Below are 25,263 nucleotides of genomic sequence, written 5' to 3' on the forward strand. Positions count from 1 at the left end.
ATATTATTTATTATAAGTAGATGGTCTATCCCGGAAAAAGTGGTGAAGGAAAATGACCTCTTTTTTGTGTGATTCTTCGGTTGAGCAATCACTGTTCTTTAATAAATCGTGTATTTGAGGTTTGAGGAGAAAATTATTGAGATTTTTTCAAGAGGGTTAGGCAAAATGTGAAATGCGTAAGTCAAAAGGGGAGAAAAGCAATGAAGAGTGAAAAGAGATGGACCAAAAATATTTTGAGAATTTCTATGTTGTTTGTAATCATGCTTTTAGCAAGTTGTTCAACAAAAAATATTAAATCCGCGTCTATTCATCAAATAAAGGATGGCAACAGTTACCAGCAAAATGCGTTATACGTACTTGAAAAGGACAAAATTTTTGTTTATAAGACGTATTCGTTGAACCCTGAGTCAGGAGACACTTTCGAAGGATTAGAAGCACAGCTTCAAGAGATAAACGATCAATTGAAGGAAGAAGCACCCAACCAAAAAAATCTTTCAATGGAAGACATTGGTGCTATGCAAAAGATTGAAGTTCAAAATGGCAAAGTAGTCATCGACAAGAGTAAAAAAGAAGTCACCTTATCTGGCGACGATTTTGAGAAAACTTTCCAAATGGTTGATAGCAATCCCAAGCGTTTAATCGATTCGCAGAAAAATGAGTATGAATTCTCTTATGAAGAGTAGTGCCCACCCAATAAGGCACGATTCGCAGATGAAGTTCCAAGCCACTATCTGTCTAATCAAGTTTCCAAGTGGAGCAAGACTTTAATCGCCAGCAGACGCACCTTTGTCGTTAGAAAATGAAGCAGCAAAAAAGGTGCTACACTTTGTACTAGTAGAAAATCTACTAGCAAAGTGTAGCACCTTTTTTTGTCATGTTTGCCCATAGCCTATTGTTTGCTGCCATAGGACAGCGCGCTTTTTCCTAACTTGTTCCGCTTCGATAGATTCGGCAGAAGTCAGAAGCAGCCAAGGAGATGTGAGGATGAATGTTCAGTAAGAAGGACGCAAAAATTAAGCAATGGATAAAAGTAATGCATGTTCGCAGCAAAAATATCCTAAAGGAAAGCTTAAAGAGTAAAGCGGCCAAACAGTTTCAGCACTTTGCTCAAGCCTGGCAGAATCTCTAATTTGTTCTTCTGAATGCCGCGAATCATTGACGCTACCACTTGAGGTACCTCCATCGTTGGAAGATTGTTGCCTCCTTCGCTATTTGACTCTTTGCGGTTGAACATCGGTGCAGAAGTCTTTGGCGGTGCCAGCTCAAATACCTTGATATTCGTAGGTTTTAACTGCAAGCGCAATGATTTTGTATAGGCATGCAGGCCAACCTTGGCTGCGCTGTAAATCGGTGCTTTCGGAAAGGTAATAAAGGCTAAGCCAGAAGAAACATTGACTATAGCAGACTCCGGCTGTTTTTTTAGCTGAGGCAGAAACTGCTGTACCATACGAATAGGGCCGTTCAAATCGACAGTGACTTCACTGCACACAGCGTCGTAGTCCGTATCATTGAAGTCGATTGCCCGCATGATTCCAGCATTATTGATTAGAATATTTAGCTGAGGAAAATCAGCAGTGACCTTTTGCTGGAGTTTCACAATCGATTGAGGGTCACTAACATCGCTTTGATATGTGTGAATATCTGGCAGTTCTTTCTTTGTGGCTTCTAATTTGGCATTATCTCTGCCTGTGACAATCACGGTGTTCCCTAGTGCGAGCAACTGTCTTGCCATCTCAAGACCGATACCGGATGTCCCTCCGGTGATCAGTATCGTATCGGATCGTAAATCCATTATTAAAAACCCCCATCTGTATTAGTGATTAGTGATTTTGAAGCTTTTTCCATTCGGTACGGCCTTTTTCGGTAAGTAGCGGAGTGAGTATTCCCCAAACTGCTTTGCGGAAGTCTGGCGTTTCCCGCTCTAAGACGCTGTTCAGTTCTTCTTGCTCGTGCCAGCGAGTCAACATAAAGAGAAGCGCTGCAATTAAATCTTCGTATTGTCCCGCGTACCATGGGGGCATCATCAGTCCTTCATTCTGAAGGTTTTCTAGCGTAGTAATTAAAATGCGTTCATTACTGTCGGACATATTTGCCTGTAATTCTCGTATGGTTGGGCTGATTGCTGATAGCTGAGAGTATTGCCGGAAGTAATACAAATGCTGTCTTTGCACTTTTTCTGTCTGGATCAACAAAGCATCCACTTCCTGCAAGGTTGTTGCTGGGACAAATGGTGCGGTATGTCCATGCTTATCAAGAATAGCCGCCTCGATCAATTCCAATTTGCTTTTGTAATAATAGGCTAAGTTTCCCACACTGATCCCCAATTCAGCCGCAATATCCCGCAGCGAAACATTATTGTACCCACACTCGGTAAATAGTTTACGCGTGGCTTCTAAAATATCTTCCCGAAAAGTTTGTTTTTTTCCTCGACTCATCGTCCAGTCTCCAATCCTGTGTCATATCTATCTTTGCTCTCTATGTATGCGCACTTGTTATTATGCTAAGAGCGTTTAATCAATGTTAGAACGACCGACCTAACTTATCTGTGTTTATATTAGAACGACCGACCTAACTTGTCAATACTTTTGTATTTTAGGGAATCGTTCAAAGAAAAAGGTGCTGCTTTATATGAGTTTCAATAGGTAGTACACAGGAATGAATATCCTATGATTCCAGCATAGATTCCTTCGTCAGTTAAACACGATTCCTTGATGAAGTCACAGGCAGTACCTTTTCGTTAGCTGAGGAGTCAGTTATCCCCATATTTTATTTTCGTTTTTGAACAAAGCCAGAAATAGAAAACTGGGATTGTGGAAAACTTTCCATAAAAAAATCTGATTGTGCCAGTCGTCAAAAATTTTTTGGGGGATCTGTTTCATTTTAAGGGATAGCCGTTCTGTCACTAAAAAAGAGTTCTATCTTTCGGACTGTTGAATCATTATTCTTCAGTGACTAGAGATAGACTCTTTTTTTGTTTCTGATTTGGTCAATATAAGATTAATCTGTCGAAGTGTCGAAGATTGTGGCGAGTCACTTGCGGAAAAGCTTGATAAGAGAAGGGATGCAGAATGTGGTATAGTTTTTGCTTCTTGATAGCAGGAGAAGTAGATCGGAAAGGAAATTCAGAATGAAAGAAATTGCGAAGTACCACTTTGGCGAAACAACGGTCATCTATTATGTGAATCCTACTGGAGGCTGTGAGTGGATTTTGGTTCCCACAGTGAAACTGTCTGCTGTGCAATTGCCGCAACGATTGAAAACGGACGCTATCCTTCAAGTGAAACTTGCTGGGGATGATTTTCCCAAAGGATTCGTCACCGGAAGTACCATGCGAAATAGTGCCACAGTTAAAGGACTGATTTATGAAAGTCAAAAAGTGGATAAGTTTGAGGATCGTGTTGAAATCAAGACGATTTTGAGAGACAGCCACAATAACTGCTACGAACATATTCTAAAAGGGTCACCAGCGGAAAATGTTTTAGAGACTTATGTCATATTTATCAACGAATCCTCGAAAAAACAAACGTTGGAAATGCTGAGTAGTTTCTCCCTTTCTAATTTGTCTCCTTTTAACTCCCAGAATAAAACTGGAAATCTGATGATCACCAGGTATCGGAGTAAATGGAGCTTTGAGGGGCGTAAGGAAAAAAGACCCATCGAAGAATACCAGTTGGAACCTTCATGGAAACCTTCTGGCGTGGGTCTGGAAAAGTTTGGCCAAATTGGCTCGATGCCCGTAAGGAACTATTTTCCAACCGCGGCGATTACAGATGTTGCGGAGAATGTTACGTGGGCTGTGCGGCTGGCTCATCCAGGTTCTTGGCAAGGAGAGTTTTATCGACTTGATGAAGATTTATGTTTTTCAGGAGGATTGGCCGATCGTGATTATGGGCAGTGGACGAAAACGTTAGACCCTGGTGAGTCCTATGTGACACCATCAGCTTTTCTAACGACTAGTATTGGTTCAGAGGAAGATTGCGGGAATCAATTCAATGATTATTTTTCGAAGTTGGTATCAAGCAATAAGCATGAGAGTGAAGAATCAATGGCAGTGATGTTCAATGAATTCTGCACGACTTGGGGCAAGCCATCGGAGAAATCTGTTACAGAGGCGTTTCCTATTTTACAGCAGCATGGGCTGGATTCTTTCATTATTGATTGTGGTTGGTATGCGGACGCTGTCAATGGCTGGGAAAAGAACGTTGGGGATTGGATCCCAAATCCTCAACAATTTCCTAATGGAATGAAGGCTGTAATAAAGAAGATCCGAGAAGCCGGAATGTTGCCAGGAATCTGGTTTGAAATTGAAACAGCCGGCCGCGATGCCACCGCGTTTGGTTTAGTGGACCATCTGCTAAAAAAAGACGGCGTTGCGATCACCACGGGGGACCGTCGTTTTTGGAATATGAATGATCCATGGGTGATCGAGTATTTATCTCAAAAAGTGATCGCGTTCTTAAAAGAACTGGAAGTTGGGTACTTAAAAATTGATTACAATGATAATTTTGGCGTTGGTTGCGACGGATCCGAATCTTTTGGAGAAGAAAACCGTAAGCAGTTGCAAGGAACACAACGCTTCTTACAAATAATTCGTCAAGCGTTGCCCGATTTGGTTGTCGAAAATTGTTCCTCGGGTGGTCATCGCTTGGAGCCATCGATGATGATGCTAACAGACCTCTCATCGTTTTCTGATGCCCATGAATCTCTGTGTATTCCTATTATTGGTGCCAACATGCACGAATTGATCCCACCACGTCAAAATTTGATGTGGGCGGTACTTAGAAAAGAAGCTGCGATTGAGCAAATTTATTATGCGATGACGGCCACTTTTTTGGGACGAATCTGTCTATCGGGAGATATCAAAGAGCTATCTGATTCACAATGGCAGGCTGTAGATGCAGGTATTGCCTTCTATCGGAAGGTAAAAGACATCATAAAATCTGGTTATAGCCGCCGTTTTGGACCACCGGTATTATCTTATCGCGACCCGATGGGAGAACAAGCAGTTATTCGCTATGGCAAGGATGGTTTGCGGGCATTGTTACTCCTTCACGGATTCAAGGGGGCAAGAACAATCACTGTCGAAACAGAAGGAAATTACAAGATAGTCGATACTTATGGTGCAGACGTTGCCCTCAAAAAAATCGGCCAGAGCTTTCAGTGCAGGTTTACGAATGATTTTCAAGGAGCAGCAATCTATTTAGAAAAAGTTGAAAGTGGGGACAACGAATGATTCATTTCCAGAAAGAAAAGCAGCAATTTGATTTAATCTCAGACAATTCGCAATTATCACTAGGAGTCTTACCAAGTGGACATTTAGTCACCTATTACTTTGGTGAAAAGTTGGGGTCTGTAGACTTGAGCTATGTGGTGAAGGAGATCAAGCGTGCCAGCTATCTGGCAGATACCGACTGTATCAAAGATTTTAAACTAGAACAAATGCCGCTGGTTTATCCGGCTTACGGCAATCCGGATATGCGGACGCCGGCTTTCCAAATAGCATTGGCTGATGGGACACGACTGTCGAATTTTCGTTATCAAAATCATGAAGTGTCCAAAACGTGGGAACCAATGGAAATGCCATCAGCACAACATGCAAATGCGGAAACATTAAAAATACGGTTGTCTGACGAAGCGGCAAAACTTCAGCTAGAGGTGTGTATTCGCGTTTTTCCTGAATATGATGTTTTTACACAAAATGTTACTTTGCTAAATGAAAGTGCGAATGAACTGACGATTGAACGAATGATGAGTGCCAATCTTGATTTTTTGACCGATAAATTTGATTTGTTGACGTTAGGAGGAGCCTGGGGACGTGAGACTCACTACAATCGACGCCAGCTGCATCAAGGTTTTCAAGGGGTGGATTCAAAACGTGGGGCTTCAGGACATGGCCAGAATCCTTTTATTGCGCTTTTAGAAGAAGGAGCCTCGGAGACGCAAGGTGCGGTTTACAGCATGAACTTAGTGTATAGCGGCAATTTTTTAGCGTTAGCCGATGTGGATATGCACCAAAACACCCGGATGCAAATTGGTATCAATCCTTTTGAGTTTAGTTGGCGACTGGAGACTGGCGCAACATTCCAAACGCCAGAAGTAGTGATGGTGTATGCCAATCGCGGGTTGAACCAGCTGAGCCAGCGCTATCATCGCTTTTATACCGATTGTCTCATTCCCAAAACGTTTGCGCATAAAGTCCGGCCGATTCTCATGAATAACTGGGAAGCCACGTATTTTGATTTTGATAAAGAAACGATTTTAGCTCTTGCGAAAGAAGGACAAGCGCTAGGAATGGAACTCTTTGTGCTGGATGATGGCTGGTTTGGTAAACGTGACAACGATGATTCGTCATTAGGCGATTGGCAGCCGAATTCTCAAAAATTAGGGGGAAGCTTAACCCAATTGATTGCCGAGATCAATCAACTTGGTCTGGACTTTGGTTTGTGGATAGAGCCAGAGATGGTTTCACCTAATAGTGAACTCTATCGTGCCCATCCAGATTGGATCATTCGCGTTGCCAACCAAGAGCCGCAACAAGTCCGCCACCAATATGTGCTGGATCTGTCAAAAGCAGCGGTTCAAGAGTATATTATCCATTCGTTGGATCAGCTATTAAGTGAAAATAATATTTCATATCTCAAATGGGACATGAATCGCAATATCACTGATTCTGGCAGTGATGCTCTGGGGGCTGAGCATCAGAAAGAATTGTCTCATCGATATATCTTAGGACTCTATCGCATTTTGGCTACAATCACCAAAAAATACCCTCAAGTTCTTTTAGAAAGCTGCGCTGGCGGTGGGGGACGCTTTGATCCGGGAATGTTGGCCTACAGTCCGCAAATCTGGACCTCTGATGATACCGATGCCATTGAGCGCTTGGCCATTCAAAAAGGAACGGCTTTGATCTATCCGCAAGCTTCCATGAGTTGTCATGTCTCTGCGGTACCAAATCACCAAGTCGGCCGCATCACCAGCTTAACGACTAGAACAATTGTTGCGCAACAAGGAAATTTTGGTTATGAATTAAATCTACTTGAACTATCTGCAGAAGAAAAAGCTGAGATCAAAGAACACATTCAAGAATATAAACAAATCCGCCATACGATGCAATTTGGCAAGTGGCAGCAATTGCCCGTCTATGAGGAACAAAATGAGTATGCTTGGCAACAAAACGATGAAGAAAAGGTGATCGTAAGTCACGTCTATATTAGAGCGAAAGCGAATATGGTCCCTAAGCGATTAAAATTGATCGATTTAATGCCAGGCCAATATCGTTTAGCAAAGATGGGACAAGTGTATACCGATTCTGAATTAATGCAGATAGGCTTACCGTTACCAAAAGCGACCCAAGACTATTTTGCCAGTCGCTGGATTTTAGAAAAGATCAGCGATTAACCAGAAAAGGCTAATCGGAAAAGCGGCAGTTTGGTAGGTGAAGATCCGTTGAAGGAAGGATTGTTTCTGCAGGTTTCCATCAGTTGTCAATGAAATTTCATGAAACGCTTCTGTTCTTAGTCAGAAGCCCCGCCGATTTCTACGAGGTGACAAAACGGTTTTTATCTTTCATTCGACACATTTTGGCATAGATTTTGCTTGTAAGTTTATTGAAGACTGTAAATGATAAGTAAGGAGAAGATTGAAATGCAAAAAATGGTAACTCGTTACACGCATAGTCCAGAAGATATTCGTCATTATTCTACAGAAGAACTGCGTCGGGAATTTTTAGTCGAAAACGTCTTTGTACCCGGTGAGATTGCGTTGACATATACCCACAATGACCGGATGATTTTCGGCGGAGTGACCCCAACATCCTCTGCATTAGAGATTGTTTTGGACAAAGAATTAGGGGTGGACTATTTCTTGGAACGCCGTGAGTTAGGCGTAATCAACGTAGGGGGACCTGGATTTATCGAGATCGACGGCAAAAAAGAACCCATGAAAAAACAAGATGGCTATTATATTGGGAAAGAAACCAAGCAGGTGGTCTTTATTTCAGCCGATGCCGCTCAGCCGGCGAAATTCTACGTTAGCTCAACTCCTGCGCATCATAAATATCCCAATGTAAAAATTGCGATTGATCAAGTAAAACCTATGGAAACTGGTGAAGGTCAGACATTGAATGAACGAAAAATCTATCAGTACATTCATCCAAATATCTGCCAAAGCTGCCAATTACAAATGGGCTACACTGTTCTTGAAGAAGGCTCTGCTTGGAACACGATGCCTTGTCACACTCATGAACGACGCATGGAAGCTTATGTGTATTTTGATTTCAATAATGAAGATACACGTGTGTTCCATATGATGGGAAAACCCGATGAAACCAAACATTTAGTTGTCGATGAAGGGCAAGCAGTGATTTCTCCTTCATGGTCGATCCATTCGGGTGTAGGTACGTCAAACTACTCCTTTATCTGGGCAATGTGCGGTGAAAATATTACTTACACGGACATGGACATGGTGCCAATGTCAGAACTAAAATAAAACAATTATTCGGAGGCTTTCAATATGTCATTTTCAATGGATTTATTTAATTTAGACGGAAAGATCGCACTAGTTACAGGCGCAACCTATGGGATTGGTTTTGCATTAGCAGAAGCTTTGGCAAAAGCTGGGGCAACGATTGTGTTTAATGATATCAATCAAGACCTAGTGGATAAAGGAATGGCTGCTTATAAAGAAGCGGATATCGAAGCCCACGGGTATGTAGCGGATGTGACCAATGAAGAACAAGTAGGCGCCTTTGTCGCTCAGGTAGAAAAAGAAGTTGGTGTGATCGATATTTTGATCAACAATGCAGGGATCATCAAACGCATTCCAATGTTGGAAATGTCTGCAGCTGATTTTCGTCAAGTAATCGATATTGACTTGAATGGGCCATTTATCGTAGCAAAAGCCGTTTTACCTGGCATGATAAAAAAAGGGCATGGCAAAATCATCAATATCTGCTCGATGATGTCGGAATTAGGTCGTGAAACAGTGGCGGGCTATGCGGCAGCAAAAGGCGGCTTGAAAATGTTGACGAAAAATATTTGTTCAGAGTTTGGTGAAGCCAACATTCAGTGTAATGGCATCGGACCTGGCTACATTGCGACACCTCAAACAGCACCATTGCGGGAAAAACAAGCGGATGGTTCTCGTCATCCATTTGACGAATTCATTATTGCAAAAACACCTGCAGCCCGTTGGGGAGAAGCCTCAGACTTGCAAGGTCCAGCTGTCTTTTTGGCTTCCGATGCCTCAAATTTTGTTAATGGGCATATTTTATATGTAGATGGCGGAATCTTAGCTTACATTGGAAAACAACCGTAAATTGGAGGAAAACAATGATAAATGAAGAGATAAAACAGTGGGCAACAGAAGTTTTTAATAAAATTGATGGGAAGCTGATTTTACAGGCAGAACGATTAGGAGATAAAATTCCTTATATCGTGGACGAAGAAACAGGTCTTTATGAAGAAGACAAAGGCATAACGGAGCCGGTTTGGTGGTGTAACGGATTTTGGTCAGGGATGATGTGGCAAATGTACCATGCGACTGGAAATGACCTATACAGACAAACTGCGGAAGCAAATGAAGCACGTTTAGATAAGGCATTTGATATTTATACTGGTTTACACCATGACGTTGGCTTTATGTGGCTACACACGGCTGTTGCCAATTATCGCTTGACTGGAAACGAACGCTCGAAAGCCCGGGGCTTGCATGCCGCTCACTTGCTGGCAGGCCGTTACAACCCGAGAGGACAGTTTATCCGGTCTTGGAATCGGGATCGCGCAGGTTGGGTGATCATTGATTCGATGCTGAATATTCCTTTGCTTTACTGGGCAAAAGAGGCAATTGATGATCCCCGCTTTGGTTATGTTGCGGAAGACCATGCCGACAAAGTCATGAACAATATCGTGCGAGGAGATGGCTCTGTTGCGCATATAGGCGTCTTTGATCCAATCAATGGCGAGCTATTGGAAACACCCGCAGGACAAGGCTATGCCGATGGTTCGTCTTGGTCCCGAGGCCAATCGTGGGCGATTTATGGCTTTGCATTAAGCTATCTCCATACCGGTAAGAAAGAATATTTGGAAACAGCAAAGAAAGTTGCCCATTACTTTATTGCTCAAGTAGAACAAACAAACTGGGTTCCCGTAGTAGATTTTAGAGCACCAAAAGAACCCGTGATGCTGGATACTTCCGCAGGGGTTTGTGCGGCTTGCGGCTTTTTGGAAATTGCGAAACACGTGGGAGAATATGAAAAAGATTTCTTCATTGATGCAGCCGTTAAATGCTTAAAAGCTGCTTATGAGAATCATGGGATCGAGGATCAGGCAAAAGATGGTTTGATTGATGATGCAACTGGCTCCTACCATGAGGAACGTTGGACGGAAGTCCCAATCATTTATACTGACTACTATTTTGTGGAAGGAATCTTGCGTCTTTTAGACAAAGATTTTCTGATTTGGTAATCAAAGGCAGCATGACAGCGAACTTACTGAAAAAAGTTCGCTGTCTTCTCGTTTCGACAGAAAGGAAACAGCCGTTGAATGTGTCGGAATGAAGTTCTATAATTAACTTGTTCGTCAGCATCTATAGCCTTCTTGCGATACTTCTACCAAAAAAGTCTATAACAGCTGACAAAGAGAAGAATACGCACTTTTTAGGAGGAACTGTTTTGTCAAAACAACAAGTTCTGGCTATTCTAAAAGAAAACACCCAAGCGCTGGGTGAACTTACGTTTAATGAGTTACTGACGACGGAAGGCATTTCAGAATTGGTAGCGATTCGACGAAATACGACTAGTCAATATTTAAATGAATTTGTAAAAGAAGGCTTGGCAATCAAAGTCAAGAGCCGACCCGCGGTCTTTTTCGACAAAGAAGCGTTCAGTCAGCTATTTTTTGAACCAAGTCAATCGGTGTATGATAATTTAGAGCAATTAAAGAATGAAGAAAATAGCCATCGGACCAAAACGGATTTGTTTGCAGATTTGATCGGCGCAAAAACGAGTCTCCGAATGGCTGTGGATCAGCTGAAAGCTTCAGTATTTTACCCAGGGATAGGTTTACCGGTGATGTTACATGGTGAGACAGGTGTAGGAAAAAGTCTGCTGGCAAGGAAAACCTATGAATTTTGTATTGATCAGCAATTGATTCCTGAAGAGGCGCCTTTTCATGAATTGAACTGCGCGCAATACTACCATAACCAAGAGCTGTTGAGCAGTATATTATTCGGGTACAAAAAAGGCGCATTCACTGGCGCAGATAGTGATCAAGTCGGTTTGTTAGAAGCTTCAGACGGAGGAATTCTTTTTTTGGACGAATGCCATCGCTTATCGCCGGAAAGTCAGGAAAAACTCTTCACTTTCATCGACACGCAACAATTTTCACGAATCGGGGAAAACAATATCACTCGCAAGTCCCAAGTTCGTTTGATTTTTGCTACGACTGAGGATGTTCAAACCAATTTTTTGCGCACCTTTTTGCGCCGAGTCCCAATCACGATTCATATCCCAGCCTTGAAAGAACGTACCCCACAAGAGATATCCGAGTACATCTATACTTTTTTCATCAATGAAAGCCGCAACTTTAATCGTCCAATCTTGATTACACCTTGGATCATCAATCGGTTGAGTACCCTCAATTACCAAGACAATGTAGGAGAGCTGAAGAATATTATTAAGGTGATTTGTGCCAATGCATTTAGTAAACGCGGCATGGGGCCTAGCGTTTTAGTAAATTCAGAAACCTTGGAAGATCATTTGCTTTCTCGCTTCCTGTCGCTAAAAGAGGTCGACAGCACAGAAAAAAATGATGTGTTAGTAACCCCGGAAAGCGTTTTAACAGACTTTTTGCACAAAGAGACCGATGAATCACTGATTATGGCTGGAATTTTTAAAGTCTATGAGAAAATTTTCCAACAATATCAACAAGGAGAAGTTGAGACAAATTATTTGATTCAACAATTGTCCCGAGAAGCCAATACAGTAATTGAAATGCTCGTCTTTCAAACAGTTCAAGAAAAAAATACTTTACTTCTATTGCAGAATACGATCAAGGAATTGGTCAACTTCTTAGAATCAAATTACTTTGTAAAAATCAGCGGAAATTCCATCATGGCATTGACCAATTATTTGTATAAACGTTCCAACTTCTTTGATGAATTGCCTAGTTTTAAACCCAAAACAATTGTGATGATCAAGGATTTTTTGAATATGCATATGCAAACCGAACAAAAAATTTTGAATGCGTTATTAGAATTGGTGGAATCAAAGTTGGATCTGCAGTTATTAGACTCTGAAAAAATCTTGTTGACCTTTTATTTAAAAGGATTAGACATCGAGATTCGCAAACCTGAAGTTCGAGGATTGATCTTGGCCCATGGTTTCTCCACTGCTAGCAGTATTGCTGATGTGGTCAATCGCTTCATGGATGAGCATTTATTTGATTCTTTTGATATGCCTTTTAATGTTCCTGCCAACAAAGTACAGGAATTTGTTAAGCATTATATTAAGGAAAATGACTGCTCGAAAGGACTGATTATTCTAGCAGATATGGGTTCTTTGATGATTCTGGACAATGTGTTAAAAGATCAGTTGGAGGGGCCGTTATTGATCATGAACAATGTCAATACTCAGCAAGCCCTTTTTGTTGGCGACATGGTCAAAAAGAAAACGGACTTTGAGCGTATCGGCCAACGAATCCAAGAAGAGTTGATCGTCGAATATCGCTTGGCATATCCGAAAAAAACCAAGCAAGCTCTGATCTTAACGGTTTGTCACACTGGATTAGGCGCTGCGCAACAGCTAAAAGAATTTTTAAGCACGAGTCTACCTAAAGAAATCGATTATGCAGTAGAAGCAGTAGATTATCATTTTTTGAAAAAATACGGAAAAGACAATCAATACTTTAAACAGTTTGATGTGCAGGGAATAGTAGGAACTGCTGATCCTGAAATTGAAGGTGTCGACTATGTCGCCTTAGAGGATTTGATTTCCGGTTCCGGGAAAGAACAGATTGATAAATTGTTTAAACAGGTAGCAGATCCAGCCTTTCGGAAAGATATCAATGATAATCTTGTGCGTAACCTCTCTATTGAACGATTGGTGTCCGTCATAACGATTTTGGATGTGAAACGAGTCATCGGTTATATCGACGAAGCGATTATCGAAATGGAACGAAACTTGAAAATCACCATGGAAAATTCTAAAAAGGCGATTCTGTACATCCACATTGCTGGCTTAGTCGAGCGGATGATTCGTAACCAAGAAGTGTCTCACTATCAAAGCACTTCTCATGACGAACAACGACAACGAAGGATCAAGACCATTGCAACCTCCCTTCAAATCCTTGAAAATGCGTACAACATCAAAATCAGCGAGTATGAGTTGGACTATCTTTATGATATCATTTTTGAAATATAGGAGATCGATGGTGCGAACAAGCAGAGGATAGGAATTTTTCATTAAAAGCGAACCAGTTTCTTGGTTGGCTTTTTTTCGACAGAATGTTGGCACACTTATTGCACATAAAACGATGAGGCGGTGTTATAAGTGAAATTATTTGCAATAGATATTGATGGGACTCTCCTTACGACGGATCATCAAATAAGTGAAATCAATCGGAAAGCGATCCAACAAGCGGCAAAATTAGGCCATAAAATTGCTATCTGTACGGGAAGAAGTCTAAACTCTGCAGAAAAGATCTTTCAAGAGATTGGTCTTTCAAATGGCTATGTGATCGCATTAAATGGTGCATATATCAAAGAGATGAGTCGAAATGCGCCTCTTTGGAAAAAGACAGTCCATCGACAGGCGGCCCAAACTTTTTTGACCAAAGGCAGCAACTACGGGATGACAGGCTATCTGAATACCGAAAAGCTTAATTATCGCTTCATCTCGAAAGAGGAAAGCCAAGAGAACATTCAAGAGTTCCAAAATCAAGCTTGGCGGTTAGAGGAGCAAAGTTATGAACAAATCCCTTTGGTACTAGCAGAAAATGCGACAGAAATTTTGAAAGTCGCATTGAGCAGTAATCAGATTTCATTGTTGCAGGCAGTACAAGAAGAAATGCAGCAGGCCGGCTTTAGAATTGTTTTCTCCGACACAAATTACATTGAAATGATGGATCCAACCATTGATAAAGGAGCAGCATTGGCCTTTTTGAGCCAGTATCTGAACGTGTCACCGACACAAGTTGTCGCGTTTGGAGACCAGCAAAATGACCTGGAAATGCTGACTTTTGCAGGTTGCGGTGTCGCCATGGGGAACGCCATTCCATCGTTGAAAGCAATCGCTGATGAAATAACATTGAGCAATAATGAGTCTGGCGTAGGCCATAAAATAATAGAAATCTTGAATTTAAGGAGTTTGTAATATGCGGAAAATATTTTTAGTATCACACAATCATTTAGCTCAAGGAATGAAAGACTCTGCTGAAATGATCGCTGGTAAGCAAGAAAATTTAAAGGCCTATGGGCTGATGCCTGGCGGTCACCCTTCGCAGATCAGAAAAGCAATTGCTGACCAAATTTCTTCAGAAGATGATGTATTGATCTTGGGAGATATTGCAGGGGGGAGTGTTTGCAACGAAATGTTGGAATTGACGCTGCAAGAAAATGTAACATTAGTGGCGGGAATGAGCCTGCCATTAGTTTTGGAAATGATTTTGTTAGCACCAACGGATAGTGAAACGATGGAAACGATTATTGCCAACGGTCAAAGCGGCATGAAGCGCCTCGTCTTAAATCCAACTAGCGAGGAAGTAGATTTCTTTTAGTAAAGCCCTCTTGACTAATCGTAGAGAGGCTGGAACAGAAGTGTGAAACTCCGAGAAATAAGTAGAAATACATGGAAATTGGCTCTCGCATGACTTATTTCCGCAGGAGTTGCTTCTGCTCTCGCCGTTTATACGTGTTTAAAGGGTGGAACAAACGTGCTTTTAACTTTTATCCCATGCTCAATCTCTGGAAATGTTTTGTAAGCAACAAAAAAATCTACCTAAAAAAGGAGTTACTTTCATGATTACGTTATCTTTAAAAAATCACAGCGGCGAAAACATCAGTAGTAGATCACACGAAGTGGAAACTTATCTCGCATTTAAAAATTATTCTTATCAAACTGGAGATTTTATTGAAATCCTCACGGATGAAACATTTCTTTGGGTTCAACTGGACGAAGCCTTGGCACCTAGTTTGGTTTACATCCCCGAGGGTCAGTTCCATTATGAAGTAGTGATAGATGAACAATTAAAACGGGCTTATTCGCCTAAAATTTTTAGCGGCGAGCGACACTATCTACGGGCCAAGAAGGCAACGAAGGAGGAAGTTTCTGCTCGCCGAAATCTGGCTTTGAATGTTCATGCGCAAAAAGATTTTCAAGGAGCATATCCCCACGCTTTTGCAAACGTTGAAACGAGAAATGACTTAACGTTTTTTGCCCGCAATGCGATCGATGGCATGATCGCTAATGAATCACACGGCTCTTATCCATATCAGTCGTGGGGAATCAATCAACAAGCAGATGCTGAAATGACGATTGACTTTGGCCGACAAGTCAAAATCGATGAGATGGCATTCGTTTTTCGGGGAGACTATCCCCATGATAGTTTTTGGACAAATGTCACGGTAGAGTTCTCCGACACTAGCACATTAACCTTCGCAACAAATGATCGTTTAGAGCGACAGTTCTTTTCTTTCGCTGAAAAAGTGACAGCTAGTGTCAAATTGAAACAATTAATCAAACATCACGATGACTCGCCATTTCCAGCGCTGACACAGTGGGAAGTCTATGGAACAGAAGCGTGAAAGTGCTTTCGACAAAATATTGGCATGCTAATTGCTTAATAAAGAGTGTGGAAAGAAAAACATAATAATTATTGGAGGAAAAAAAGATGATTTCAATGTTAAGAATTGACGACCGTTTAATTCATGGACAAGTCGCGGTCATGTGGACGAAGGAATTGGGGGTTGAACGAATTATTGTAGCCAATGATGAAGTTGCTCAAAATGAGATTCAAAAAAGTGCATTGCTACTAGCAGCTCCCACTTCTGTTAAAGCAGCTATCGTACCTGTAGATAAGGCGATAGCTATTGTGAATGATCAACGAGCAAAAGACATGAAGATTTTGGTTTTGGTCAATAACCCAACAGATATGCTTCGAATCCTAAAAAGTGACGTTAAAGTGGAAAGATTAAATCTGTCAAACTATGGTCGTCAACTAGGCGGAGGTGAGAACCCAAAACAAGAGGTAGCCTCTTCTGTCTATTTGGATCAAGCAGACGTCGAAAACTTCAAACGAATTTTTGAAGCAGCAGGGGATGTGAGCTATCAACCTGTTCCAGGACAAACAGCTGAATCATTAAAAGCATTAGTTGGAAAGAAATTCCAATAAATAAAGGAGGAAAAAGAGTATGTTAGTTAATGCAATACTTATCGCGGTTGCGACTTATTTTATTAAATTTTTTGCTTTGAGCTTTGCCAATTTTCAAATGCGGCCATTGATCATTGGACCAATCATCGGTTTGATTTTGGGTGATTTCACCCAAGGAATTATCATTGGGGCCTCGTTAGAAGCAGTTTTTCTAGGTGTTTTCGGTGTTGGAGGCAGTCTGCCTTCTGATACAGAAATGGGTGCCATCGTAGGAACTTCTTTTGCAATCTTAGCTGGTAATGATGTGGAATCCGCAGTAGCTTTGGCTGTTCCAGTTGGTTTGCTTTCAATTTTTGTCTATAACTTGATCAAGATTGTTTGGCACAATGCTGTCGTAGCGATTGTTGATAAATCTGTAGAAAATCACAATGATAAAGGGTATGAACGAATTCACTTAGCAGCAGTCTTTTTCTTTGGGATACCATATGCCATTATTTCATTTGTTGTAATCATGGTTGGTGTTGATCCAATCAGTACATTAATGAACAACTTGCCAGAGGTTGTAAATAGTTTCTTAGCAATTGCTTCAAAACTGTTACCTGCTATGGGGTTTGGTATGTTGTTAAAATCTTTATGGGACAAAGAACTGATCCCTTACTTTTTTGTTGGGTTTGCCCTGGCAGCCTATTTCCAATTAGACACTATGGGGATTGCTTTAGTAGGTACGGTCTTAGCTTTCCTATATGGCTATAATTATTTACAAAAACAAAATCAAGACAAGAAAATTACTGAAGCAGCTAAACTAAGTAGAACAAGCGCTACATCCGGTGATGATGTTGTTGATGATTTCTTTGATTAAGAAGGGGGAAGAAAAACATGGGATTTATGTCTAATTTAAAAATTGATGCAGAAGATAAAAAGCTACTGAAAAAAGTTTACTGGCGTTCATTGACGCAATCTGCTGAAATGAATTTTATTAAAATGCAAGGAGTAGGGTACGGGTTTGCCTCAATTCCAATGCTTAAAAAGTTTTATAAAAATGATGAAGATGAATATTATAAAGCACTCAGTCGTAGTTCTTCTTATTTTAACTGTTATCCAGGGTTTATTCCTTTTATCTTAGGCGTGACCTTATCGATGGAAAAAGAAAATTCTATTGAGCCAATACCGAATATGGACGAAACCGTTAACGGGATCAAAGTGGGATTGATGGGGCCTTTAGCAGGTCTTGGAGATTCATTCTTCATGGGTACATTGCGAGTTATTGTTACTGGGATTGCTTTATCATTGGCAAGCCAAGGAAATGTTTTAGGTCCGCTCCTATTTTTCCTATTGTTCCATATTCCATTCTTTGCCGTTCGTTATTACGGAACTTTTGTTGGTTATTCATTAGGAGCGAACTATATTAAAACAGCTACTGAAAGTGGCTTGATAAAAGCTGTGACAAAAGGTGCAACACTGCTTGGTTTAATTATGGTTGGTGCAATGACTTTCTTGAACGTTCCATTTGTTTTAAATTTTAAAGCGGACATTTCTGGACAAGAATTTGTTCTGCAAGATATTCTTGATAAAGTGATGAAAGGGATCTTGCCTTTATCATTGGTACTAGTTTCTACACAGTTGTTGCGGAAAGGAAAATCACCGAATTATATCATGATATTGATTCTTATTCTTTCAGCAATCTTAGCCGTTTTGGGAGTTATGTAAAATAATGCCAAATAGAAATGGTGAACAGTGGCTTGACACAGATGGCAACCCCGTTCAGGCCCACGGTGGGATGATCTTAAAACATGAAGATACGTTTTATTGGTATGGGGAGAACAAAGCCGGACCGAATGTGGTTTCTTCCATTGGCGGAAGGAAAGTGGATTTTATTGGAATCTCTTGTTATACCTCCACTAATTTAAAGGACTGGCACTATGAAGGCTTAGTTTTAACAGCTTCTGAGGAGCCGCAAGATAAGCTATATAAAGACAAGATCATCGAACGACCCAAGGTGATTTTCTCGAAAGCGACGCAAGAATTTGTTTTGTGGTTCCACTATGATCACGATGATTATTTATATGCTGCTTGTGGTGTGGCTACTGCGAAAAGCCCGATCGGTCCTTTTATCTTACAAGATATCTTTAAACCAAATCGCAAAGATTGTCGTGATATGACTATTTTTGAAGATGGGGAAAAAGCGTATTTGATTCATAGTAGTGATTTCAATAAAACCATGTATATTTCTGAATTGACAGAAGACCGTAAAGCGCTCACGGGTCTTTATACAAAAATATTGATTGATCAAGAACGTGAAGCACCAGCCGTCTTTAAACGCAATGGTCTGTATTTTATGCTCACCTCTGGAACGACAGGATGGGATCCCAACGCAGCACTATATTCCAGATCACCATTTTTGTTCTCTCCACATAAACTGATCGATAACCCCTGTGAGGGACCGAATTACCGTCAAACTTTTTTTGGGCAAACCAATTATGCCTTTGAAGTAGATGGGGAAGTCTACTTGATGCTGGATCATTGGAAACCAGAAAATCTGCAAGCTTCTGGCTACAGCATACTGCCAATCGAAGTATTTGGAGAGAAGAAACGAGATTTACGAGTGGTGTGGACGGAAAAACCTTTTGGTGGAAAATATCAATAAAATACAAGCTGTGACGTTCGTTTTTCAGCAAACTGAATATCCAACGATAATGAAGTGCTGTTGTTCGGAGATTTTTGTTTAGCGGATCCTTCTGTCACAGCTTTTTTTTAAAGGATGGAAGAACATGAGAAAAATTGAAAATCCAATTCTACGGGGATTCAATCCTGATGCAACAGTTACGAAAGTGGGGCAGGATTATTATCTCGCAACATCAACATTTGAATGGATGCCGGGAGTAGAGATTTATCACTCGCGCGATTTGATCAATTGGGAAGCAATCGCCTGCCCATTGCAAGCGTATCAGCATGCCAATTTGATCGGAAATTACAATTCTGGCAGCATCTGGGCACCGCATTTAAGTTATTCTGACGGCAAATTTTGGTTGTTGATCACGGATGTAAAAACAGGAACGGAGTTTAAAGATACATTAAACTATGTGCTGTTTGCTGATGATGTGACGGGTCCATGGAGTGATCCGGTGTTTGTCACAGCTTCTGGTTTTGATCCGGCCTTTTTTCACGATGACGATGGCAAGCATTATATTATGAGTATGTTATTTGATCACCGTTTAGACAGACAGCGATTTGATGGATTGGTGATTCAGGAGTACGATGTGGAACAAATGAAATTAGTGGGAACTCGAAAACACTTTTTCCATGGCACAGATCTGGGTGTCTGTGAAGGACCACAAATCTTAAAAAAAGATGGCTATTACTATTTATTATGTGCTGCCGGTGGGACAGGCTACTCCCATGCAGCAACGGTTTGCCGTTCAACAAATGTATTGGGGCCCTATGAACTTTCTCCGTATCACCCATTGCTTACTACCAAACCAGATCCAACCAATCCGCTGCAAAAAAGCGGTCATGCGTCTTTTGTAGAGGTTTCTAAAGAAGAGTGGTATATTCTGCATATTTGTTCCAGACCCTTGACACAGCGAGGAAATTGTACGCTAGGACGAGAAACCGCGCTACAAAAAATCGAATGGATCGATGGTTGGCCACGGTTAAGTAACGGCACGATTTTCCCGGATTTAGAAGTGGAAGCACCTAGTATTGCTAAAAATACTACTCAAAAAAGAGATTTTTCTACGTTTACTGATTTTGAGGAACTGGAATTACCAGTTTATTTTAAAAGTTTGCGACAACCTTTAAAAAAACACCCTAAGCTTTCTTTAAGTGAACGTCCCGGATGGTTACGTTTATACGGGGAACAAAGCCCTAGCAGTTTGCATAAGCAGACATTGGTGGCTCGACGTTGGCAGCATTTTTCTTTTCGGGCTGAAACCGTGATGGATTTTGAACCGAAAAGTTTTCAACAAATCGCTGGACTGATCTTATTCTATGACACAGATAATTGGCATTATCTTCATGTATCGTATGATGAAAGTACAGCTGAGAAATATATTCAACTTGAGATCAATGACGTGAATCATATGTCCTATGCTTCTGAGCGAATCATGATTGAAGCAAATCAACCGATCACCTTAGCAGTGGAAGTGGCGAGAGATAAGGCTCAATTCTTTTTTGCAGTGGGGGATCAAGAACTTCAAGCCATTGGTGACAAAACACCTGCTGATCATTTAAGTGATGATTACATCAAAGCAAATGGAAAACTTGCATTTACCGGAGCCATGGTTGGGCTATGTGCGCAAGATATGGATGACCACAGTTCTTTTGCCGATTTTGATTTCTTTCACTATCAGGAACAGCATCACGACGCATGATCCATTCGTGAATGAAAGTCAGGCTACTTTTTTACGAGAGAAAGAATCATTGCCAAATACATTAAACGATTGTGTGTTGTATTTTTAAGGGTTTGTGGTTGGTAAGAAAGAATTGTTGTTTATAGCTTAGAATGATGTTAGATCGTTAGATAAGATACAAAGAATAAAATGATGCACTAAACTTCTAATTACGTAAAAACTTGGCTAGAAGAAAGGCCCATTCAAGAAGAATCACTTTTGGTACTCTATAGATCTGTCCGTTTCACTAAATTATAAGGAAAACAATTGATTCCATAAATTGGTGTGACTCAGATCTATTTTTTTACAAATACCATGAATCATTACTGAAACACTTCAAATAAAATAGGCAAGGAGCCAGGAAAGGAGACCTTAACCGCTTAATTTCAAAAATATTTTTCACAGGAAAGCGAATACGTATAAATGAAAGCGCTAATATAAAAGGCTTAGGAGGAAGAAAATGAGAAACGGTATCCACTTTTTTATAGCAGTTTTGGCAATGACTGTAATGACTTTACTTGCCCCATCAAATGCTTATGCGAGTGAAACGGAGGAAATCGAAGATAAAGTAAATTTAAAAATTACAGAAGAAAATGGATTTATTCATCCAGGAATAAGTGTCGATCCAGAACAATTGGAGATTACCAGACAGCAATTAATTGAAGGAAATGAAACGTATCTAGGATACTACAAAGCAATGAAAGAAACCGCTGCTGCCGAAAAGCAATTTAAATCCAGCAATTTAGTTGAGGGAACTTTACACGATCCTGCTATTACAAGTTATGACAATGCTTCACAAACAGTAAGATTGAGTCAAGATAGTTTCAAAGCGTATACACAATCGATTCTCTATTATTTAACTGGAGATAGTACGTATCGATACAATGCTATCCGATTAATTAGAATCTGGAGTAATCTAGATGCTGAAAAATTCAAGTATTTCCCAGATGCCCATATACACGTAGCTGTTCCAGTGTACTACTTAGTCAGTGCTGCTGAAATGATTAAGTATACGGAACCCTTAGAACAAACATTTAGCAATGAAGATGTAAAGGATTATGATTTGAATTGGACAAAAGAGGATAATCAACGTTTGATTGAAAACTTTATTGATCCCGCTCAAAAAACATTCTATAACAGAAATGATTACTATATGAATCAACACCTGTATGCTACAACAGGTGTGATCCTAACAGCAATCTTTAAAAATGATCAAGCAATGTATGAGAAAGCTGTTGAATGGTTCACGGTAAATAAGGATACGGATAGACCTGAACGAAATGGTTCCCTGATTCATCAATATTCCTTGATTGAAGCTAATCAACAGGGGAATCCAATTGGTCAAGATTATATCCAACATCTTGAAATGGGACGTGATAATGCACATTCTTCAGGGGATGTTTTGAATATGATAGGGTTAGCCAGAATACTTACTCAGCAAAAAACGCGAATTGATCCTACTGAGGGGACAGTTTCTACCAATGAGGATGCTACAACAATATATGAATTTTTAAATAATCGGTTATTAGAAGGAACAGAGCAGTGGGCGAAGTACATGGTTGGACAAACAATTCCATGGACGAAGACTGGCAATGGGATGGATTTTGGTGGGGAAATATCTCCGGCTTATCGTGGTAGGACCGGATTATACTATAGTAGTACCGAACTCTATGATATGTATCGGTACAAAATAGGTATGAGCGATTCTGAAATTGAAGAAAAAGCTCCTATGATCGCGCATATGGCAAAAAATCAAGCAGCACCAGTCTTTTATTCATTTGATAAGAAAAATAATTTTTGGGGATCACATTCTGATAATAAAATGACCGAAATCGGCGCGGAATACTGGCTATCGATGCCCATAGATCGAGCAAATGAACCGGAGCTATCTGTACCAGCAACTCAAGAAAATCCCGAAGTGAATGTAACAGTAAGAGGAACCCTGTTAGATGAAACTCACACAAAACTTAATACTGAGAATGGAAAACAGTTTTTTACAACTACAGCTGTACCAACCATACAAGATTTAAAGGAAACTGCTTATGATAAAAGCTACCCTAAAGATACATCAACTATTAGGGGTGGCAATCACTTTTCTGTTGCTAGTTTAGGAAAGACGGCTAATATGGCAATTCGCTATCGATCGAATGGAGAGTCTCGTTTAAATTTATCCAGTTCCAATGACTATAGTGACCCTTACCAAGTGATCGTATTACCAAATACAGAAGGGGAATGGAAAACAGTTGTATATTCGACAGAAGAGGGGGTAGACACTAAAACTCAAAATCTGCCTAATATCGATTTTTACGCTGTTTTATCTGATCAAGAAGTCACAGTGGATTTTGAATGGGTCAATTATGTAAACACAGCTAATGATGGGATAAAAGGAACCATACCTAAATTTGCAAAAGATACTTCTAAAGCTAGACATATCATTAAAGGACAAATAGCTTCGTTTAATATAGATATCGTTGATGGTGAGGGAGCAAATATATTTTTAGGGGATAATTCAGAGGGGATTCAACTAGAGGATGCTAAAATGACGATAGACAGCAATCATATGGCTCTAGGAAAGAGAGACATAGTTATAGGCATGGAAAATGATCAATTTATTCGCGGGGAAACCATTCACTTAAACGTTTATCCAGATAGACAAACTGCTTTTGATGAAGCGATGAAAGAATTTGATTCAAATCAGATTTATACTAGCAGCTCAAAAACTACTTTTTTAGCAACTAAGGAGAAAGTTGAAAAGGCAATAGATGAAAAATATTCAGATGAAGAATTTATGGAAGCTTACGAGGCATTTACGCAGGCTCAAGCAGATTTAGAATTGTTGAATCCATTAGTTGAAGATGGCTCGTTTGATTATGCAGCCTATTCTTCGATTTTACCAAATAGCTCCAATCTACATGTTTTACTAGATAATGATGATGCCACTTTCAGTGGAGATTTAAAAAATCCATATTATTTAGACTTTGGCTCAGAGTATCGAATGACCGTCAGCTCTTTTCAAATGCAAACGAGACGAGGGTTTCCTAATCGCTATCAAGGGTTTAATATTTATGGGTCAGAAGATAACAAAACATGGACGTTACTAACTGAAAATTCGACGACTTTTACCGAAGAGATGGAAACACTCCATGTTAAAGAAGAATATAAAAATACATTCTATCGGTATTTTATGTTACGCGTAGATAATCCTGGCACTCCAACAGATCCAGCCTATCCCAATATTAGTTCGTTTTCCGAGTTGAGGATTTTCGGGGAAAGGCATGAAGTCAATCATAAGATTACCAGAGTTGAAATGAAAAATTCAGGAATAAAAAATATGATTTTACCTGGGGAGGAAGTCAAGCTAGAAATAGAGGCAATAGAAAATATAAGCAATCTAGAAGTGGAAATTGATCAAGTCAAAGCTGAAGTAAAAGAGAATGGAGACTTAAATTGGATTGCATCAATTACCTATCCAGAAGGCAAAGATTTTGGTTCAGATATCTCAGTAAAAGTTGATTACTTAGATGCCAATGGAAATCCCGGGGCAACATTATTTGAAACGACCGATAAAAAAGAGTTTTATAAATCTAGTAATGCTCAGCTTATCAAAGATGCACTCGCACGTGTTTACAAGACGAGTAGTGGAAGTCCAAAGGATGTATCTGCATGGTTTGATGGCGATAGTAGTACCATGTCAGAATTTAGAAAAGAGCAAAATGGCGAAACATATGTACAATTTGATTTTTCGGATAAACCGATAGTCATTGATCGAATTGAATTTTTAGCTCGACAGGATGAATATTCAAAGAGAGCAGAGGCTTTTCAATTTCAAGTTTCACAAGACGGAGTTCATTGGGAAGATGCTGCTCCACGAGGAAAGAATACAAAAGATTGGCAAAGTTTTATCCCAGATAGTAATCATAAAGGAATCGCATATAAGTATGTTCGAATATATATGTGGGCGAACTTTTTAGGCATTTCAGAAATGAGAATCTTAGGAGAGCAACCGTGATCTATTTTGTTTAAAGAACGAATGGAACTGTGGATTGTGGACGAATAACATAGATTTATTTTAGAAAACTTCAAAAATAAAAAAGGGAATCACCCGTGATTAGCATGACAGAATCTCTAAAAAAGAAGCTTGTGAATGTCGCTTTGTCATGATTCTGGCGTGCTATACTGATTTGGCCATCAAGAAAATGGTGATGGGCAATCATTAATTCGCTCAAACCGATGGGTTGAAGGCTAGAATGATAGCCGATATCCATATCTAATGGCAATTCCTTTGTAGTTTCTATAAAACAGGAAAAACTTGCTACTATCAATTCCTTTTGGAAAATCACTGATAGGAAAGTTGATGAAACTACCACGGAATTTTTGTTGTAGATCGTAAGACAAAAGGCAAAAACTGCTTGTTGATAAAAAAGAGTTAAAAATATAGCCGTTTGTTTGTATATACGGGAACAATTTGGGTAGCTACTTTGAACATACTTGTCAAAGTAGCTACTTTTTTG

Annotated in this window: 19 protein-coding genes; 16 read left to right on the forward strand and 3 right to left on the reverse strand. The window is 40.1% G+C overall.

Annotation, left to right across the window (positions count from 1 at the left end):
• The first annotated feature begins 200 nt into the window (after nucleotides 1-200).
• Nucleotides 201-683 carry a hypothetical protein gene (locus tag Q0A12_RS15715; RefSeq protein ID WP_291293572.1) on the forward strand — a complete coding sequence of 161 codons (483 nt, stop codon included), beginning with the start codon at nucleotides 201-203 and terminating at the stop codon, nucleotides 681-683.
• Nucleotides 684-1,069: 386 nt separating this feature from the next.
• On the opposite strand, the gene Q0A12_RS15720 is transcribed toward Q0A12_RS15715, so the two are convergent.
• The gene (locus tag Q0A12_RS15720; RefSeq protein WP_291293573.1) at nucleotides 1,070-1,792 is read right to left on the reverse strand and encodes an SDR family NAD(P)-dependent oxidoreductase; all 723 of its coding nucleotides are present in this window, start codon (nucleotides 1,790-1,792) and stop codon (nucleotides 1,070-1,072) included.
• Nucleotides 1,793-1,820: 28 nt separating this feature from the next.
• On the reverse strand, nucleotides 1,821-2,435 hold the full coding sequence (locus tag Q0A12_RS15725; protein WP_291293574.1) for a TetR/AcrR family transcriptional regulator: 615 nt from the start codon (nucleotides 2,433-2,435) through the stop codon (nucleotides 1,821-1,823).
• Between the two features lie 692 nt (nucleotides 2,436-3,127).
• Between Q0A12_RS15725 and Q0A12_RS15730 the strand changes: the two genes are divergently transcribed.
• From Q0A12_RS15730 to Q0A12_RS15800, 15 genes are all read left to right on the forward strand, one after another.
• Entirely contained in the window at nucleotides 3,128-5,233 is a 2,106-nt protein-coding gene (locus tag Q0A12_RS15730; protein WP_291293575.1) for a glycoside hydrolase family 36 protein, read from the forward strand.
• A complete protein-coding gene (locus Q0A12_RS15735; RefSeq protein ID WP_291293576.1) occupies nucleotides 5,230-7,398 on the forward strand; it encodes an alpha-galactosidase in 2,169 nt (722 codons plus the stop codon). Before Q0A12_RS15730 ends, Q0A12_RS15735 begins: the two co-directional genes overlap by 4 nt.
• Nucleotides 7,399-7,644: 246 nt before the next feature.
• Nucleotides 7,645-8,487, forward strand: a complete 843-nt coding sequence (gene kduI, locus Q0A12_RS15740; RefSeq protein WP_291293577.1) for a 5-dehydro-4-deoxy-D-glucuronate isomerase — start codon at nucleotides 7,645-7,647, stop codon at nucleotides 8,485-8,487.
• A 24-nt stretch (nucleotides 8,488-8,511) separates the two neighbouring features.
• Nucleotides 8,512-9,315, forward strand: coding sequence for a gluconate 5-dehydrogenase (locus tag Q0A12_RS15745; protein ID WP_291293578.1), 804 nt, complete (start codon nucleotides 8,512-8,514; stop codon nucleotides 9,313-9,315).
• A gap of 14 nt (nucleotides 9,316-9,329) precedes the next feature.
• Nucleotides 9,330-10,463 (forward strand): glycoside hydrolase family 88 protein, encoded by a 1,134-nt coding sequence (locus Q0A12_RS15750; protein WP_291293579.1) that lies wholly within the window; start codon nucleotides 9,330-9,332, stop codon nucleotides 10,461-10,463.
• A 206-nt stretch (nucleotides 10,464-10,669) separates the two neighbouring features.
• Nucleotides 10,670-13,417 carry a sigma 54-interacting transcriptional regulator gene (locus tag Q0A12_RS15755; protein WP_287036389.1) on the forward strand — a complete coding sequence of 916 codons (2,748 nt, stop codon included), beginning with the start codon at nucleotides 10,670-10,672 and terminating at the stop codon, nucleotides 13,415-13,417.
• A gap of 129 nt (nucleotides 13,418-13,546) precedes the next feature.
• On the forward strand, nucleotides 13,547-14,368 hold the full coding sequence (locus Q0A12_RS15760; protein WP_291293580.1) for a Cof-type HAD-IIB family hydrolase: 822 nt from the start codon (nucleotides 13,547-13,549) through the stop codon (nucleotides 14,366-14,368).
• Nucleotide 14,369: 1 nt separating this feature from the next.
• Nucleotides 14,370-14,771: a PTS mannose transporter subunit IIA gene (locus Q0A12_RS15765; RefSeq protein WP_200127372.1), complete on the forward strand. Its 402-nt coding sequence runs from the start codon at nucleotides 14,370-14,372 to the stop codon at nucleotides 14,769-14,771.
• Nucleotides 14,772-15,012: 241 nt separating this feature from the next.
• Nucleotides 15,013-15,798, forward strand: coding sequence for a hypothetical protein (locus Q0A12_RS15770; RefSeq protein ID WP_291293581.1), 786 nt, complete (start codon nucleotides 15,013-15,015; stop codon nucleotides 15,796-15,798).
• 86 nt (nucleotides 15,799-15,884) lie between these two features.
• Complete coding sequence (locus Q0A12_RS15775; protein WP_200127368.1) at nucleotides 15,885-16,385, forward strand: PTS sugar transporter subunit IIB; 501 nt, start codon at nucleotides 15,885-15,887, stop codon at nucleotides 16,383-16,385.
• A gap of 19 nt (nucleotides 16,386-16,404) precedes the next feature.
• Nucleotides 16,405-17,223, forward strand: a complete 819-nt coding sequence (locus Q0A12_RS15780) for a PTS sugar transporter subunit IIC (protein ID WP_200127366.1) — start codon at nucleotides 16,405-16,407, stop codon at nucleotides 17,221-17,223.
• Nucleotides 17,224-17,240: 17 nt separating this feature from the next.
• Entirely contained in the window at nucleotides 17,241-18,071 is an 831-nt protein-coding gene (locus tag Q0A12_RS15785; RefSeq protein ID WP_200143141.1) for a PTS system mannose/fructose/sorbose family transporter subunit IID, read from the forward strand.
• Between the two features lie 4 nt (nucleotides 18,072-18,075).
• Nucleotides 18,076-19,008 carry a glycoside hydrolase family 43 protein gene (locus Q0A12_RS15790; RefSeq protein WP_291293582.1) on the forward strand — a complete coding sequence of 311 codons (933 nt, stop codon included), beginning with the start codon at nucleotides 18,076-18,078 and terminating at the stop codon, nucleotides 19,006-19,008.
• A gap of 124 nt (nucleotides 19,009-19,132) precedes the next feature.
• Complete coding sequence (locus Q0A12_RS15795) at nucleotides 19,133-20,734, forward strand: glycoside hydrolase family 43 protein (protein WP_291293583.1); 1,602 nt, start codon at nucleotides 19,133-19,135, stop codon at nucleotides 20,732-20,734.
• Nucleotides 20,735-21,212: 478 nt separating this feature from the next.
• A complete protein-coding gene (locus Q0A12_RS15800) occupies nucleotides 21,213-24,761 on the forward strand; it encodes a discoidin domain-containing protein (RefSeq protein ID WP_291293584.1) in 3,549 nt (1,182 codons plus the stop codon).
• Between the two features lie 70 nt (nucleotides 24,762-24,831).
• Here Q0A12_RS15800 and Q0A12_RS15805 read toward each other — a convergent pair.
• A partial coding sequence (locus Q0A12_RS15805; protein ID WP_291293585.1) for a hypothetical protein occupies nucleotides 24,832-25,263 on the reverse strand: 432 nt, incomplete at its 5' end.

It is taken from the genome of Enterococcus sp., from assembly GCF_022711995.1.
Taxonomy (GTDB): Bacteria; Bacillota; Bacilli; order Lactobacillales; family Enterococcaceae; genus Enterococcus_D.

Coding starts and splice junctions, on each gene's coding strand:
- Q0A12_RS15715 (WP_291293572.1), top strand. CDS start 201: ATGAAGAGTGAAAAGAGATGGACCAAAAATATTTTGAGAATTTCTATG.
- Q0A12_RS15720 (WP_291293573.1), bottom strand. CDS start 1,792: ATGGATTTACGATCCGATACGATACTGATCACCGGAGGGACATCCGGT.
- Q0A12_RS15725 (WP_291293574.1), bottom strand. CDS start 2,435: ATGAGTCGAGGAAAAAAACAAACTTTTCGGGAAGATATTTTAGAAGCC.
- Q0A12_RS15730 (WP_291293575.1), top strand. CDS start 3,128: ATGAAAGAAATTGCGAAGTACCACTTTGGCGAAACAACGGTCATCTAT.
- Q0A12_RS15735 (WP_291293576.1), top strand. CDS start 5,230: ATGATTCATTTCCAGAAAGAAAAGCAGCAATTTGATTTAATCTCAGAC.
- kduI (WP_291293577.1), top strand. CDS start 7,645: ATGCAAAAAATGGTAACTCGTTACACGCATAGTCCAGAAGATATTCGT.
- Q0A12_RS15745 (WP_291293578.1), top strand. CDS start 8,512: ATGTCATTTTCAATGGATTTATTTAATTTAGACGGAAAGATCGCACTA.
- Q0A12_RS15750 (WP_291293579.1), top strand. CDS start 9,330: ATGATAAATGAAGAGATAAAACAGTGGGCAACAGAAGTTTTTAATAAA.
- Q0A12_RS15765 (WP_200127372.1), top strand. CDS start 14,370: ATGCGGAAAATATTTTTAGTATCACACAATCATTTAGCTCAAGGAATG.
- Q0A12_RS15770 (WP_291293581.1), top strand. CDS start 15,013: ATGATTACGTTATCTTTAAAAAATCACAGCGGCGAAAACATCAGTAGT.
- Q0A12_RS15775 (WP_200127368.1), top strand. CDS start 15,885: ATGATTTCAATGTTAAGAATTGACGACCGTTTAATTCATGGACAAGTC.
- Q0A12_RS15780 (WP_200127366.1), top strand. CDS start 16,405: ATGTTAGTTAATGCAATACTTATCGCGGTTGCGACTTATTTTATTAAA.
- Q0A12_RS15785 (WP_200143141.1), top strand. CDS start 17,241: ATGGGATTTATGTCTAATTTAAAAATTGATGCAGAAGATAAAAAGCTA.
- Q0A12_RS15790 (WP_291293582.1), top strand. CDS start 18,076: ATGCCAAATAGAAATGGTGAACAGTGGCTTGACACAGATGGCAACCCC.
- Q0A12_RS15795 (WP_291293583.1), top strand. CDS start 19,133: ATGAGAAAAATTGAAAATCCAATTCTACGGGGATTCAATCCTGATGCA.
- Q0A12_RS15800 (WP_291293584.1), top strand. CDS start 21,213: ATGAGAAACGGTATCCACTTTTTTATAGCAGTTTTGGCAATGACTGTA.